At 67.6% G+C, this 13,627-nt stretch carries 16 protein-coding genes; 10 read left to right on the top strand and 6 right to left on the bottom strand.

The genetic code is table 11. The annotated features are described in order from the left end of the window. Window positions 1–52: 52 nt before the first annotated feature. From DJ029_RS10345 to DJ029_RS10330, 4 genes are all read left to right on the top strand, one after another. Entirely contained in the window at window positions 53–604 is a 552-nt protein-coding gene (locus DJ029_RS10345) for a hypothetical protein (protein ID WP_112322350.1), read from the top strand. A 79-nt stretch (window positions 605–683) separates the two neighbouring features. Then, window positions 684–2,054: a glutamate--cysteine ligase gene (locus DJ029_RS10340; protein WP_112322349.1), complete on the top strand. Its 1,371-nt coding sequence runs from the start codon at window positions 684–686 to the stop codon at window positions 2,052–2,054. 208 nt (window positions 2,055–2,262) lie between these two features. Next, on the top strand, window positions 2,263–3,153 hold the full coding sequence (locus DJ029_RS10335; protein ID WP_112322348.1) for a transferrin-binding protein-like solute binding protein: 891 nt from the start codon (window positions 2,263–2,265) through the stop codon (window positions 3,151–3,153). A 78-nt stretch (window positions 3,154–3,231) separates the two neighbouring features. Continuing rightward, window positions 3,232–3,714 carry a GNAT family N-acetyltransferase gene (locus tag DJ029_RS10330; protein WP_112322347.1) on the top strand — a complete coding sequence of 161 codons (483 nt, stop codon included), beginning with the start codon at window positions 3,232–3,234 and terminating at the stop codon, window positions 3,712–3,714. Window positions 3,715–3,755: 41 nt separating this feature from the next. Here the strand turns inward: DJ029_RS10330 and DJ029_RS10325 are convergent, their stop codons facing one another. The 6 genes from DJ029_RS10325 to DJ029_RS10300 all read right to left on the bottom strand — a co-directional run bounded on the left by DJ029_RS10325 (window position 3,756) and on the right by DJ029_RS10300 (window position 8,439). Then, entirely contained in the window at window positions 3,756–4,172 is a 417-nt protein-coding gene (locus DJ029_RS10325; protein WP_112322346.1) for a DUF805 domain-containing protein, read from the bottom strand. Between the two features lie 78 nt (window positions 4,173–4,250). Beyond that, on the bottom strand, window positions 4,251–4,838 hold the full coding sequence (plsY, locus tag DJ029_RS10320; RefSeq protein WP_112322345.1) for a glycerol-3-phosphate 1-O-acyltransferase PlsY: 588 nt from the start codon (window positions 4,836–4,838) through the stop codon (window positions 4,251–4,253). Further along, window positions 4,835–6,097 (bottom strand): dihydroorotase, encoded by a 1,263-nt coding sequence (gene pyrC, locus DJ029_RS10315; protein WP_112322344.1) that lies wholly within the window; start codon window positions 6,095–6,097, stop codon window positions 4,835–4,837. Before pyrC ends, plsY begins: the two co-directional genes overlap by 4 nt. 43 nt (window positions 6,098–6,140) lie before the next feature. Then, window positions 6,141–6,509, bottom strand: a complete 369-nt coding sequence (locus DJ029_RS10310) for a hypothetical protein (protein WP_112322343.1) — start codon at window positions 6,507–6,509, stop codon at window positions 6,141–6,143. Between the two features lie 44 nt (window positions 6,510–6,553). Next, window positions 6,554–7,480 carry an aspartate carbamoyltransferase catalytic subunit gene (locus tag DJ029_RS10305; protein WP_112322342.1) on the bottom strand — a complete coding sequence of 309 codons (927 nt, stop codon included), beginning with the start codon at window positions 7,478–7,480 and terminating at the stop codon, window positions 6,554–6,556. Between the two features lie 35 nt (window positions 7,481–7,515). After that, the gene (locus DJ029_RS10300; protein ID WP_112322341.1) at window positions 7,516–8,439 is read right to left on the bottom strand and encodes a LysR family transcriptional regulator; all 924 of its coding nucleotides are present in this window, start codon (window positions 8,437–8,439) and stop codon (window positions 7,516–7,518) included. Window positions 8,440–8,537: 98 nt separating this feature from the next. Here DJ029_RS10300 and DJ029_RS10295 point away from each other — a divergent pair, with 98 nt between their 5' ends. The 6 genes from DJ029_RS10295 (at window position 8,538) to DJ029_RS10270 (ending at window position 13,626) form a co-directional block, all read left to right on the top strand. Further along, a complete protein-coding gene (locus DJ029_RS10295; RefSeq protein ID WP_112322340.1) occupies window positions 8,538–9,548 on the top strand; it encodes an NAD(P)-dependent alcohol dehydrogenase in 1,011 nt (336 codons plus the stop codon). A gap of 62 nt (window positions 9,549–9,610) precedes the next feature. Then, window positions 9,611–10,396 carry a uracil-DNA glycosylase gene (locus DJ029_RS10290; protein ID WP_112322549.1) on the top strand — a complete coding sequence of 262 codons (786 nt, stop codon included), beginning with the start codon at window positions 9,611–9,613 and terminating at the stop codon, window positions 10,394–10,396. Between the two features lie 88 nt (window positions 10,397–10,484). Continuing rightward, window positions 10,485–11,081, top strand: a complete 597-nt coding sequence (locus DJ029_RS10285; protein ID WP_112322339.1) for a metallophosphoesterase family protein — start codon at window positions 10,485–10,487, stop codon at window positions 11,079–11,081. A 1-nt stretch (window position 11,082) separates the two neighbouring features. Continuing rightward, the gene (gene moaB, locus DJ029_RS10280) at window positions 11,083–11,625 is read left to right on the top strand and encodes a molybdenum cofactor biosynthesis protein B (RefSeq protein ID WP_112322338.1); all 543 of its coding nucleotides are present in this window, start codon (window positions 11,083–11,085) and stop codon (window positions 11,623–11,625) included. Further along, window positions 11,622–12,092, top strand: coding sequence for an NUDIX hydrolase (locus DJ029_RS10275; protein WP_112322337.1), 471 nt, complete (start codon window positions 11,622–11,624; stop codon window positions 12,090–12,092). The genes moaB and DJ029_RS10275 overlap by 4 nt, the downstream gene beginning before the upstream one ends. 61 nt (window positions 12,093–12,153) lie before the next feature. Then, window positions 12,154–13,626 (top strand): efflux RND transporter periplasmic adaptor subunit, encoded by a 1,473-nt coding sequence (locus tag DJ029_RS10270; protein WP_112322336.1) that lies wholly within the window; start codon window positions 12,154–12,156, stop codon window positions 13,624–13,626. Window position 13,627 lies beyond the last annotated feature (1 nt).

The following is a 13,627-nucleotide window of genomic DNA, read 5'->3' as shown; positions in this document are numbered from 1 at the left end:
TCCGCCCTGCCCTTCCCCACCTTGCCCCGCCCTGCGGTCCAAGGGGCACGCGATGAGCTTCATTCGCCCCGAGGTCCGCGCCGCGCTGTCCCGCAACCGCCCCCGCCTGCTGTGGTCCGCGGCCATCGCCTTCGCCGTCTGGGTCCTGTGGCGCGGACTGGCGACAGGGGGCTGGCTGCTGACGCTGGCGGGGGGCGCGGCGCTCGGCCTCATCGCGACATTCCTGCTGGCCGAACGCCAGCGCGGGCGCTTTCGCCGCGCCACGGCCGAGCCAGGGATCGTCAAGGTGGACGAGGCGCAGATCGCCTATTTCGGACCCGATACTGGGGGCATCGTGGATCTTGACGCGCTGAACCGGGTCGAGCTGATCTCCTCCGGCGATGGCATCGCCCATTGGCGGCTGCACCACGAGGCCGGCCCGCCGGTCGCCGTGCCGCTGGCCGCTGAGGGCGCGGAACAACTGGTGGACGTGCTGATGACACTGCCCGGCGTCAACATCACGGCCGCCCTTGCCGCGCTGGACCGGCGGCGGATGTCCATCGTGCCCGTCTGGTCCCGCAAGGCCCCGCCCGGGCTTCCGCGGCGTCCCCCCGGAAACCGCTGAGCACCAGTCCCTGCTTGCGCAGGGCAGGCCATCCGCGTATCCGAAAACGGCACGCGCGCCAGCCAGAAGGAGCAGCCTCATGTCCATACCCCAGTCCGGCGGCGGCCTGATCGAAGACCACAGCCAATTGGCCGGCTATCTCGAATCGGGCTGCAAGCCGAAAGAAGACTGGCGCATCGGCACCGAGCACGAGAAGTTCGGCTACTGCTACGCCAAGATGCTGCCCCTGCCCTACGAGGGCGCCTGCTCGATCCACGCCATGCTGACCGGCTTGTCCGAACGCTTCGGCTGGGACCCCGTGCTCGAGGGCGGCAACATCATCGGCCTGGTCAAGGACGGCGCGAACATCAGCCTTGAGCCGGGCGGACAGCTGGAACTCTCCGGCGGCCCGCTGGAAACGATCCACCAGACCTGTGACGAGGTGAACAACCACCTGGCCGAAGTGAAGGAAATCGCGGACGAGATCGGCGCGGGCTTCATCGGCCTCGGCGCCGCGCCGGTCTGGACCCACGAGCAGATGCCCCTGATGCCCAAGGGCCGCTACAAGCTGATGAACCGCTACATGGAGCAGGTCGGTACCCACGGCACGCAGATGATGCGCCGCACCTGTACCGTGCAAGTAAATCTGGACTTCGCGTCCGAGGCGGACATGGTGCAGAAATTCCGCGTCGCCCTGGCGCTGCAACCGCTGGCGACCGCGCTGTTCGCCAACTCCCCCTTCTTCGAGGGCAAGCCGAACGACCACCTCAGCTGGCGCAGCCGCATCTGGCGCGACCTCGATCCCGACCGTACCGGCATGCTGCCCTTCGTGTTCGAGGACGGCATGGGGTTCGAGCGTTACGTGGACTACGCGCTTGATGTGCCGATGTACTTCGTCTACCGCGACGGGGTCTATATCGACGCGCTCGGCATGTCGTTCCGGGACTTCCTGAAGGGCGAACTGCCCGCCCTGCCGGGCGAGAAGCCGACGCTGTCGGACTGGGCGGACCACCTGACCACGATCTTCCCCGAAGCGCGGATCAAGAAATACATGGAAATGCGCGGCGCGGACGGTGGCCCCTGGCGGCGGCTCTGCGCCCTGCCCGCCTTCTGGGTCGGGCTGATGTACGAGCAAGGCGCGCTCGACGCCGCCTGGGACGTGGCCAAGGGCTGGAACGCGGAGCAGCGCGAGCAGCTGCGCATCGACGCCTCGGTCAAGGGCCTGAAGGCGGAGATCGCCGGACGCAGCCTGCACGACATCGCCCGCGAGGTGCTGGGGATCGCGAAAGAGGGCCTCGCCACCCGCGCGCGCCCCGGCGCAGGCGGGCTGATCGCGGATGAGACCCATTTCCTGAACGCCCTGCACGAAACCGTGGAAACGGGCCAGACCCCGGCGGACGAGTTGCTGGCCCATTACCATGGCGACTGGAACGGCGATCTGAGCCGGATCTACAAGGAATACAGCTACTAGGGCGGGACCGAAACGTTCCGAACGATCCCACCCTGATACCAGTTCCCCGACGCCCCGACCTGGGCGGCGGGGTTCGTTTATTGAAAGCGGCACCGCCATTTGACAGCGGCGCGTCGCCCAGACAAACTCTTGAAAAGAAGTTGAAAACGGGCGGCGTATTAAAGCACTTTTCCCGCCTATTTTCTGAGTATTTTAGATAGGTGATATCATGAGAAACATACTTTTTCTTTTCTGCTGCGGAATCCTCATTTCAGCGTGCAGCGGTGGTGGCGACGAAGGTGGGCCAGGTGCCCCTGCTCCGAGCGGCCCGCAAGACTTCACGTCCTGGGTCAACACGCCAAGCGACGGTACAGTCCGGCTCACAGGCGCGGCGAAATCCGCTGCCTACACGTTTGATTTCGGGACCAGCTCGATAGACGTCGGCCAGATCCTGGACGACGACGACGCGTACATCGAAGTTACCTTCAAGGACGGCGTTCCAACTCGCATCGTTGTTGGGAACACGAACGCCCCAATCGACATCAATGAAGCAACCGGCGCAGCCTTCAGTGAGTCCGGGTTGCTGGTCGCCGGGCAAACCGCAAATGGCGAAGACACCATCGTCGTGGCCAATCCTGACCCATCCGGGTTCCAGTACCAGACCTTCGGCCTTTGGGCGACAGGGTACAATACCGGCGCAGGCACCGTCGGCGTTGGATCATTCGGATCCGCGACGCCCGCCGCAGACATGCCAAGTGGGGATCTGACAGCCACGTACAATGGTTTTGCAACCGGATTCGTGGTGAACGAGACGGGATATGGTGGCACCGTTTCCGATATCGAGATCGTGGCGGACTTCGGGAACTCCGGGGTCACGATAGCGACGTCAAACACGGAGTTTGTCGATATTGACACTCTTGCCCCCACGGGTTCGGCAGCATCGATGGACTACACCGGCAGCGGGACGATGTCCGGGTCCGGCTTCACGGCCAACGTGTCCAGCTTTGTCGGTAGCGGCACCATGGAAGGCCAGTTCTACGGGCCCGGAGCGGTAGAAGTCGGCGGCACGTTCAGCACCGACGGACTCGTCAAGCACGTCGGATCGTTCGGCGCAAACTGAAAAGCCCGGGACGCGCGATCGCTATCCGGCGGCCGCGAAAGGGGCGATACCCGCCCGCGGAACAGCGAAGATCGGCGCATGAGTATCGAGATACGACCGCTATGCGACAAGGACGGCGCCCATATTGCACGGATATTCTTCCTCGCGGTGCATGAGGGGACGCAAGACGCCTATAATGCCGACGAAAGGCGCGCCTGGGCGGGGGACGTGATCGACCTGCCCACCTGGAAAGAACGTGCAAGAACGCTCAACGGCTTCATTGCGACAGAGGCAAACGCGCCGGTCGGGTTCATGACGATCGATGCATCAGGCCACATCGACCTCGCCTTCGTGCTGCCGGCCATGACGCGCAAATGCGTCGGCAGTGCACTGTTGAGCGCCGCCGAGGATTGGGCGGTGGCCCATGGCGCCCGCCAACTGACGGCAGCGGCGAGCCTGGTTGCCCGCCCCTTCTTCGAAAGCCATGGATGGACCGTGCACGACGCGAAGGACGTCACCCGAAACGGCGTGACCCTGCGACGCTTCAGGATGGAGAAATCCCTCCAAGGCAACGACGCCTAGGGTTTCCCCAAACCGTCTAAAGCGCCCGACCTACCAATTGCTCAGAACGCGTCCAGATCCGGGGCGTTCTGCGGGTCCGGGCCGAAACGGTTGCCGCCGATCTGGCCTGGCAGGCACAGGATCAGGCCCAGCAGGGCGATCACGAACAGTTGCGTCAGGGCCCCTGCGCTGCTGCTGACGAACCACATCGGCACCGGGGCGAGCAGGATCATCAGGTATTTCACGCTGCGCCCGGTGTCATGCAGCCGCCGGATGGTCACCGTCAGCAGGGGCATGAACAGAGCCACGTTCACCCCGATGGAGATCATCTTGGTGTCGATGAAAATCTCGAGAATGCTGGCCACCAGCGACGCGATCAGCGTGAACAGGAAGAACCACCAGAACTCCGCCCGCGACGATCTGCCGTTGAAAACCATGAAGCCTTCAAGCGCCGCCAAGATCGCCTTGCCAAATCCCATTGGTCGAATTCCTGATGTCACTGCCTGTAAACCGTTTCTTAACCGAGCGTAGATAGAGCGCAACCCTGTCTCAAGCTCTTATCGGCCAAGCTTGATCCGTGGTTCCGTCCCGCTGCGGATACGCGCGATGTTGCCCCGGTGCTTCCACCAGATCAGCGCCGCCATCAGCACGGCGGCACTGACCACGACCGGCCCCTGCCCCGTCAGACGCAGCCACAGCGGCGCAAGCACGGACGCCACCAGCGCCGAAAGCGAGGATATCCGCCCCAACAGCGCCACGACCAGCCAGGTCGCGCAACTCAGAAGCCCCGCCCAGAAGCCGATGGCCAGCAGGATGCCGAGGTAGGTCGCCACGCCCTTGCCGCCCCGGAACCCCAGCCACACCGGGTAGAGATGGCCGAGGAATGCGCCCACACCGGCCAGCGCCGCTGCCTCCACGCCCCAGAGCGCCTGCGCGATCAGCACGGCAGCCGCGCCCTTGCCACTGTCCAGGATCAGCGTGGCCAGCGCCGCCCCCTTGTTGCCGGTGCGCAGCACGTTGGTGGCCCCGATGTTGCCCGAGCCGATCTGGCGCAAATCCCCTAGCCCGAGGGCCCGCGCGATCACCAGGCCAAAGGGAACCGAGCCCAGAAGGTATCCCCCGAAAAGGGCAATCAACCATGTCATCGTGCAAATACCTCCCGCCCGGAAACAAGGGTGCGCAATACCCTGCCCTGCATCCTGCGCCCGTCATAGGGCGTGTTCTTGGATTTCGAGCGCAGCTTGCTGCGGTCCAGGATGAAGGGCGCATCGGGATCGAACAGGATCAGGTCCGCCGGCGCGCCGACCGCCAGACGCCCCGCCGAAAGCCCAAGCAGCCGCGCCGGGTTCAGGCTGAGCGCGCGGAACAGGCGCGGCAGGTCCAGGTGCCCGGCATGAACCAGTTGCAGGCAGGCGGGCAGCAGCGTTTCCAGCGCGACCGCGCCGCTTGCCGCTTCCTCGAAGGGCAGGCGCTTGCTTTCCTCGTCCTGGGGCGTGTGCATTGAGCTGACGATATCGATCAGCCCCGAGGCCAGCGCCTCCACCGTCGCCATGCGGTCGTCTTCCGAGCGCAGCGGCGGCTTGACCTTGAAGAAGGTGCGATAGTCGTCGATGTCGAACGTGTTCAGCGTCAGGTGATGCACCGAGGTGCCCGCCGTCACCTTCAGCCCCTCGGCCTTGGCGCGCGCCAGCACCTTAAGCGAGGCGGCGCAGGTCAGCTGGTCCGCGTGGTAGCGCACGCCCGTCATCTCGACCAGGGCCAGGTCGCGCTCGAGCTGCATCCGCTCTGCCATGGGGCTGACCGTTGGCAGGCCCAGTTTCGCCGCGAACGGGCCGGAGGTCATCGCCGCCTTGCGCGACAGTACTGGTTCCTGCGGGTGGGCGATGATCAGCGCGTCCAGCCCGGCGGCATAGGTCATCGCGCGCGCCAGCACGCGTGTATCCTGAACCACGGCGTCGGCGTCCGAAAAGGCGACGGCACCGGCATCGCCGAGGAAGCCGATCTCGGTCATCTCGCGCCCCTCGAACCCCTTGGTCAGCGCGGCGATGGGCAGGACGTGGACCGGGGCCGCGTCCTGCGCGCGGCGCATGGCGAAGGCCAGCATTTCCGGCGTGTCCATCACCGGGTCCGTATCGGGGCGCGTCACCATGGTCGTGACCCCGCCAGCGGCGGCGGCGGCGCCGGCGGTCTTGTAGCTTTCCTTGTGACGCTCGCCCGGCTCGCCGATCTTCACGCCGATGTCGATGATCCCGGGCGCAAGGCATTTGCCGTTGCAATCGACCCCGTCCCGCGCACCGGTGCCGCGCTCCGCGATCAACCCGTCCTCGATGCGCAGCCAGCCGAGGGTTTCTTCCCCGCTTTCGGGATCGATCAGGCGGGCGTTGGTGAATGTGGTGACGGTCATGGTGCCCCCCTCAGGCGCGGTCCGGCGGCGGTGCGATCGCGGTTCATGTGGTCTGGCCCCGGGTTTGCGCCAGAAGCAGGCGGTACACCTTTTCGGCGTCCTGCACGCGCTCGAACCCGATCTTGCGGGTTTTTGCGCCTTTTGCGGTGCGTTTCCGCTTCACCGCGAAGGTCACGGTGCCGGGGGTGCCGGGCTGATGCTCGATCGGGCTGTCGGCGGTGATCGGATAGGTTTTCAGCGTACGGCCCCGGAACGGCAGATCCCGCGCGATGAACGCCCGCCGATCGGTCAGCGTGTACCAGGTCCGCCGGCGCGCATATGTGGGCCAGACCAGCGCGCCGAACAGGATGACAAGACCGATCCCGAAATGCGGCAGGGCGGCCCTGCCAGAGGATCCGCTCACCTTCTTCAAGGAAGGCGTCCCAGCCAGTGGGGGTGTCGCTGGCGCTCATCGCCTCACCCCTTGCGCGCCTGTGCCAGCAGCTCCATCGCGGCCATGCGCACGGCGACGCCCATTTCCACCTGCTCCTGGATCACGCTGACGTTGATGTCGTCGGCCAGGACGCCGTCGATCTCCACCCCGCGATTCATCGGGCCGGGGTGCATCACGATGGCGTCGGGCTTGGCGTAGGACAGCTTTTCCGCATCCAGCCCGAAGCGGTGGTAATACTCCCGTTCGGACGGAATGAAGCCGCCGTCCATGCGTTCCTTTTGCAGGCGCAGCATCATCACGACGTCGGCGTCCTTCAGCCCTTCCTTCATGTCGTCGGTCATCTCGGCCACCATGTGGTCCACACCGGCAGGCATCAGCGTGCGCGGGCCGACCAGGCGCACGCGGTTTTCCATCAGCCCGAGCAGGATCATGTTCGAGCGCGCCACGCGGCTGTGGGCGATATCGCCGCAGATCGCCACGGTCAGGCGGTGCAGCCGCCCCTTGCGGCGGCGGATCGTCAGCGCGTCCAGCAGCGCCTGCGTGGGATGCTCGTGCCGCCCGTCCCCGGCGTTCAGAACGGCGCAGTTCACCTTGCTCGCCAGCAGGTTGACCGCGCCGGAATGGGGGTGGCGCACGACCAGCAGGTCGGGGTGCATCGCGTTCAGCGTCAGGGCGGTGTCGATCAGCGTTTCGCCCTTTTTGATCGAACTCGCCTGCATCGCCATGTTCATCACGTCCGCACCAAGGCGCTTTCCGGCGATCTCGAAACTGGCCTGGGTGCGGGTCGAATTCTCGAAGAACATGTTGATCTGGGTCATGCCCTTCAGCACCGGCTCTGGCGGGGTGCCGGCACGGGCCGCCTCGGCATAGGTTTCGGCGCGATCCAGGATGGCGGTGATATCGAGCGGGCCGAGCCCTTCGATCCCGAGGAGGTGGGGGTGCGCGAACATGGGGGCCTTTCGTGACAGGCGGCAGCGCTGCGGTCTTAGCCCAGCGCCGCGCCTGTCGCAATGCCGCTGAGCCGCGCGATGATTTCAGCCGCCAGCAGGTCGAACACCAGCCGCACCCGGCGCGAGGTATTCACCTCGCGATGTGCAATCAGCCAGACCGGGTAGGCGATGGGCGGGCTGCCCGGCAGGGCGCGCGCCACGCGCGGCTCAGCGTCGCCCAGCCAGTCAGGCACGATGCCGACGCCAAGCCCCGCGCAGACCATGTTCCAATGCACCAGGTGCGAGCCGGTCTGCACGGGGAAATTGTCCGCCGTCACCGGGATGCCACGGGCGTTCAGCCCCTCGATCAGCATGTGGTTGCGCGCAAGGCCGACCAGCTCGGCCCGGGCCAGGTCGGCGGGGGTTTCGAACGGGCCCGAGCGCGCGATGTAGTCGGGCGTGGCGAAAAACGCGCCGTGATCCTCGCACAGCATCCGCCCGATCAGGTCGGGCTGCGTCGGGCGGGTGTTGCGGATGGCGATATCCGCCTCACGCCGGTGCAAATCGCTCAACGTGTCCGAGGCGACGACTTCCACCGTGATACCGGGGTGCGCGCGGCGCAGCCCGGCGATGATCGGCGGCAACAGGTGGGCGGAGTAGATCTCGCTCGCCGTGATGGCGATGGAGCCTTCGATCCGCTCCGCACGCCCCGTCGCGGCGAGCGAGAAGCGCCCCGCCGCCTGCCCCATGGCGCGCACGTGGTCCACCAGCTCAAGCCCCGCCGGGGTCAGGATCAGCCCGCGCCCACCCCGCTCGAACAGGCTGACGCCCAGTTCCTCCTCCAGCGCGGAGACCTGGCGCCCCAGCGTGGGCTGCGCCATGCCAAGCGCCCGCGCCGCGGCGGACAACGAGCCCTCCTCAACCGTGACGAGGAAGGCCCGCGCGCGGTTCCAGTCAAAGGTGATCGCTCGCCAATCCATGCATTATCGCATATCAACTCGGCATATTTAGTCAATTCATATACATTCAGGCAGGGCGTATTTCATCGGCCAGACCCGTATTTCACAGGAGACACACCATGAAAGCCATGACCGCACGCCACTACGGCAGCCCCGACGTCCTGACCCTTGAAACCCTGCCCCGCCCGAAGCCGAAGCCCGGCGAGATGCTGGTGAAGGTCGCCGCCAGCAGCATCACCGCCGCCGACTGGCGGACACGCTCGGCCGATTTTCCCGGCGGCTTCGCCCTGATCGGGCGGCTGATGTTCGGCCTCTTCCGCCCCCGCCGCCCCGTGCTCGGCATGGAATTCGCCGGCGTGGTCGAAGCCGTGGGCGAGAAGGTCACCGCCTTCCGCCCCGGCCAACGGGTGTTCGGCATGGCCAGCGCCGGTGCCCATGCCGAGTACCTGGTGATCGACGCCAAGGGCTGCATCGCCCCCACCCCCGACACGCTGAGCGATCAGCAGGCGGCGGCGCTGCCCTTCGGCACGCTCAGCGCGCTGGTCTTCTTCCGCGACCTCGCGAAGCTGAAGCCGGGTGAGCGCGTGGCCATCATCGGCGCTTCGGGCGGGGTCGGCACCTACGCGGTGCAGATCGCCAAGGCGCTGGGGGCAGAGGTGACGGCGGTCGCCGGGCCCGATAGCCAGCGCTTCCTCGCCAGCCTCGGCGCGGATGACTGCGTGGACTACACGGTGACAGATGTCAGCGCCGGCCCGGCCCGCTTTGACATCGTGTTCGATACCGTGGGCGCGCTGCGCTTTCGCGACGCGCGCCGGATGCTGCGCAAGGGCGGGCGCTTCGTGCCGCTGAACTTCAGCCTGTGCGACGTGCTGCTGGGCTTGCTGCGCGGCATTGCCCCCCGCGCCAAGGACGCGCCGCGCCAGGTTCTGGCGGTCAACAGCGACCGGCAGGAGGATCTGCAGGACATCGCGCGGATGGTCGAACGCGGGCAGATCACGCCGAGGATCGACCGGATCTGGCCGCTGGAGCACCTGGCCGACGCCTATACCTACGTCGAGGGGCGGCATCGGCGCGGCAGCGTGGTGATCAGCGTGCAGGACCTCGACCGCGCTGAGCGCACGGCCATGTGACGGCGGACCGGCGGCGGGCGGTAAGGCTGGTCCTGCCGCCCGCGGCGGAGTATCATGGCGACATGACTCTTTCCGCCCCCGACCTTTCGGATGCCGACGCCTACGCCGCCCTGCTCTGGCAGTTGGAAATGGGGGCGGATGAGGCGATTCTCGAAGAGCCCGTCAACCGCTACGCCCAGGCGGGACAGACGCCGCCACAACCGGGCGCAACGCCCGCCGAGGCCGCACCAGCCGGGGCCCCCGTGGACGAGACCCCCTCGACCCTGCATATCGCCGCCGCAGCGCAGGACTTGGACACGCTGCGCGCCACCATCGCCGAATTCGACGGCTGCGCCCTGAAGAAGGGCGCGCGCAACCTGGTCTTTGCCGACGGGCTTCCCGGTGCGCATGTGATGATCGTCGGCGAAGCGCCGGGCCGGGACGAGGATATCGAGGGGCGGCCATTCGTCGGACGCTCCGGCCAGTTGCTGGACCGCATGTTCGCGGCCATCGGCCTGTCGCGCACCGCCGAAAGCCCCGAAGAGGCGCTCTATATCATCAACACGATCCCCTGGCGGCCGCCGCAGAACCGCGAACCCTCCACCGCGGAACTGGCGATGATGATCCCCTTCCTGCACCGCCACGTGGAACTGGCCGCGCCGAAGGTGATCGTCGCCATGGGCAACCCCGCGAACCGTGCGCTGACGCAGACGACAACGGGCATCACCCGGCTGCGCGGCCAGTGGCAGGACTGGAACGGCATCCCGCTTTTGCCGATGTTCCACCCCGCCGCGCTGCTGCGCGACCCGATGAAGAAGCGCGCCGCCTGGGCGGACCTGCTGGCGCTGCAGGCGCGGCTGGCGGAATGAGGGGCGGCGGCGCATGATGGACGCATGGGGCGGACCTATGCCAGGAACGGTGGGGTGATCCCCCACCCCAGGGGGACGGACTTTTGAAATGACGCGCATCCTTGCCTTTTCCGACGTTCACCACGCCCGCAACCGGGCCGAAGCGCTGGTCGCGGCCAGCGCCGGGGCCGACCTCGTGATCGGGGCGGGCGACTTCTGCAACATGCGCAAGGCCCTGCCCGACGCGCTTGCCCTGTTCGCCGGGGTTAAAGCCCCCTTCGTGCTGATCCCCGGCAACGCCGAAAGCGCCGAGGAACTGGACGAGGCCGCCCCGCCGCAGTGGCGCGTCCTGCACGGCAGCGCGGCCGAGCATGAGGGGCTGGCGCTGTTCGGCCTTGGCTACGGCGTGCCGGTGACCCCCTTCGGCGAGTGGTCCTGCGACCTCAGCGAGCCTCAGGCGGCGGCGATGCTGGCCCGGTGCAAGGCCGCCGACATCCTCATCACGCATTCCCCACCCAAGGGGGTGGCGGATGTCACCTCTAGCGGCGCATCCGTCGGCTCGACCGCGATCCGCGCGGCGATCGAGCGCATCCAGCCCCGGCTTGCGCTTTGCGGCCATATCCATGACAGCTGGGGACAGGAAGGGATGATCGGCGCCACCCGCGTCGTCAACCTTGGCCCCACCCCGAACTGGTTCGAGCTCTGACATGTCCCGAAGCGACGACACCCGTGACTTCCTGCCCGTGCGCATCGCGATCCTGACCGTGTCCGACACGCGCACCCCCGAGGACGACCGCTCCGGCCAGACGCTGGTGGACCGGTTGCAGGCCGCCGGCCACACGCTGGCGGATCGCCGGATCGTCCAGGATGAGCGCGACCTGATCGCACAAACGCTGCGCGGCTGGATCGCCGACCCCGGCGTGGACGTCGTGATCTCGACCGGCGGCACCGGGCTGACCGGGCGCGACGTGACGGTGGAGGCGCATCGCGACGTCTACGAAAAGGAAATCGACGCCTTCGGGACGGTGTTCACCCATGTCTCCATGGCCAAGATCGGCACCTCGGCGGTGCAAAGCCGCGCCTGCGGCGGGGTGGCGGGGGGCACCTACCTGTTCGCCCTGCCCGGCAGCCCCGGGGCCTGCAAGGACGGCTGGGACGAGATCCTGTCAAAGCAGCTCGACTACCGCCACATGCCGTGCAACTTCGTGGAAATCATGCCCCGCCTCGAAGAGCACCTGCGCCGGAAATGAGCGCGCCCGGCTTTCGCCTGATCGGCGCCGCGCCCGATCCCGGCCCGCGCGCCGGGGCGCTGGCGCTGCTGTCGGACACGAACGGGCGCTTCCTGATGCAGCTGCGCGACGACCGCCCCGGGGTGATTCACCCCGGCCTCTGGAGCCTGTTCGGCGGCGGGGTGGAGCCGGGCGAAACCCTGTCCGGCGCGCTGGTGCGCGAGCTGCACGAGGAACTCGGCCTGAGCGTGCCCACCCGGGAGCCGCGCCCCTTTGCCTGGTTTCAGTCCGACAGCGCGCAGCGCACGCGGCTTTATGTCTTTACCCTGTCCTTGGCGATCACACCCGCGGATCTGCGCCTTGGCGAAGGGGCCGGTTTCGGCTTCTTCACGCGCGACCAGCTCCGCGGCCTGGCGATGCCCCACGCCTTGAAACCTGTCTTCACGGCTTATTTTGGGGAAGATGACAAGATTTTGCGACAGATGTGAAGCGGTTGGACGTAACATCTAACGGGGCGCGCGATGCGTCCGGCGAAGAGGATTGGCACTGGTGCGATTTCTGACACGATCCCTTGCGGGTATTCTTCTGCTCTGCCTGACGCTCGGCCTGCTCGCGCTTGCAGGGAACACGCTCTACTCGTCCATGGCCGATCGGGGCGGGGATGAGCGGCGGCGCGGCCCCGCGCAGGAACGGGTGTTCACCGTGAATGTCGCACGGATCACCCCCGGCACCGCCACACCCAGGATCACAGCCTTCGGGGATGTGGCAAGCCGGCGCACCCTGGACATCCGCGCCGCGGTGTCGGGCCGGATCGTGGACATCGCCGAGGCGTTCCGCGACGGGGGCCGTGTCTCGCAGGGCGACGTTCTGCTCAGGATCGACCCTTCCGACGCGCGCGCCACGCTGGACCTTGCCCGCGCCGAACTGGCCGAGGCCGAAGCCAGCGCGCGGGAAGCCGCGACCCGCGCCACCCTCGCCCGGGAAGACCTGGCCGCCGCCGAACAGACCGAGCGCCTGCGCCAGGCCGCGCTCGCGCGGCAGCGCGACCTGCAGGACCGCGGGGCGGGCACCGGCGCGGCCGTGGAAACCGCCGAGATCGCCGTCGCCAACGCCGCGCAATCCGTGGTCGGCCGCCGCCAGGCGCTGGCGCAGGCGGAAAGCCAGCGCGACCTGGCCGCCATCGCGGTGGAACGCCGCCAGATCGCGGTGCGCGAAGCGCAGCGCGCGCTGGACGAAACCGTCATCACCGCGCCCTTCGACGGGTTGCTGACCGCCGCCTCGGCGATCGAGGGCGGCATCGTCAACACGAACGAACGCATCGGCGGGCTGATCGACACCTCCGCGCTGGAGGTGTCGTTCCGCGTGTCCAACGCCCAGTACGCGCGCCTGCTCGGGCCCGGCGGCGCGCTGCGCCCTGTACCGGTCGAGGCGACGCTGCCGCTCGACGATTTCCCGATCACCGTCAGCGGCACCGTGGATCGCGCGGGCGCGCAGGTGGGCGAGGGGCAGACCGGACGCCTGCTTTACGCGCGGCTCGACACGCGCACCGCCGGGGCGCTCAGACCGGGCGACTTCCTGACCGTGGTCATCACCGAACCCCGGCTCGAGAATGTCGCGATCATCCCCTCGACCGCGGCGAACAACGCCGGCGAGGTGCTGCTGCTGGGCGAGGATGACAGGCTGGAGGCCGGACAAGTCACCATCCTGCGCCGCCAGGGCAACGACCTGATCGTGCGCGGCCTGCCCGAGGGACGCGAGCTGGTGCTGGAACGCGCGCCCCAGATCGGCCCCGGCGTCAAGGTGCGCCCGATCCGCCGCGGGGCCAGCGGCGAAACCGCGCCCCTTTCCGAAACGTCCGAGAACCTGGCCCTCGCCCCCGACCGGCGGGCGCGGCTGATCGCCTATGTCGAAGGCAACGCAAGGATGCCCGCCGATGTGAAACAGCGCCTGCTGGCCCAGTTGAACGCCGAGCAGGTGCCAAGCGCGGTGGTCGAGCGGCTGGAAAGCCGGATGGGGGGCTAGG

It is taken from the genome of Oceanibium sediminis (genome assembly GCF_003265325.1).
Lineage (GTDB): Bacteria > Pseudomonadota > Alphaproteobacteria > Rhodobacterales > Rhodobacteraceae > Halovulum > Halovulum sediminis.
This window is presented reverse-complemented; position numbering and strand designations above follow the sequence as displayed.

What these genes read in the sequence shown, in the direction of transcription:
- DJ029_RS10285 (WP_112322339.1), top strand. Translation starts at nt 10,485, where the DNA reads ATGACGCGCATCCTTGCCTTTTCCGACGTTCACCACGCCCGCAACCGG.
- DJ029_RS10300 (WP_112322341.1), bottom strand. Translation starts at nt 8,439, where the DNA reads ATGGATTGGCGAGCGATCACCTTTGACTGGAACCGCGCGCGGGCCTTC.
- moaB (WP_112322338.1), top strand. Translation starts at nt 11,083, where the DNA reads ATGTCCCGAAGCGACGACACCCGTGACTTCCTGCCCGTGCGCATCGCG.
- plsY (WP_112322345.1), bottom strand. Translation starts at nt 4,838, where the DNA reads ATGACATGGTTGATTGCCCTTTTCGGGGGATACCTTCTGGGCTCGGTT.
- DJ029_RS10295 (WP_112322340.1), top strand. Translation starts at nt 8,538, where the DNA reads ATGAAAGCCATGACCGCACGCCACTACGGCAGCCCCGACGTCCTGACC.
- DJ029_RS10345 (WP_112322350.1), top strand. Translation starts at nt 53, where the DNA reads ATGAGCTTCATTCGCCCCGAGGTCCGCGCCGCGCTGTCCCGCAACCGC.
- pyrC (WP_112322344.1), bottom strand. Translation starts at nt 6,097, where the DNA reads ATGACCGTCACCACATTCACCAACGCCCGCCTGATCGATCCCGAAAGC.
- DJ029_RS10325 (WP_112322346.1), bottom strand. Translation starts at nt 4,172, where the DNA reads ATGGGATTTGGCAAGGCGATCTTGGCGGCGCTTGAAGGCTTCATGGTT.
- DJ029_RS10335 (WP_112322348.1), top strand. Translation starts at nt 2,263, where the DNA reads ATGAGAAACATACTTTTTCTTTTCTGCTGCGGAATCCTCATTTCAGCG.
- DJ029_RS10330 (WP_112322347.1), top strand. Translation starts at nt 3,232, where the DNA reads ATGAGTATCGAGATACGACCGCTATGCGACAAGGACGGCGCCCATATT.
- DJ029_RS10290 (WP_112322549.1), top strand. Translation starts at nt 9,611, where the DNA reads ATGACTCTTTCCGCCCCCGACCTTTCGGATGCCGACGCCTACGCCGCC.
- DJ029_RS10340 (WP_112322349.1), top strand. Translation starts at nt 684, where the DNA reads ATGTCCATACCCCAGTCCGGCGGCGGCCTGATCGAAGACCACAGCCAA.
- DJ029_RS10275 (WP_112322337.1), top strand. Translation starts at nt 11,622, where the DNA reads ATGAGCGCGCCCGGCTTTCGCCTGATCGGCGCCGCGCCCGATCCCGGC.
- DJ029_RS10305 (WP_112322342.1), bottom strand. Translation starts at nt 7,480, where the DNA reads ATGTTCGCGCACCCCCACCTCCTCGGGATCGAAGGGCTCGGCCCGCTC.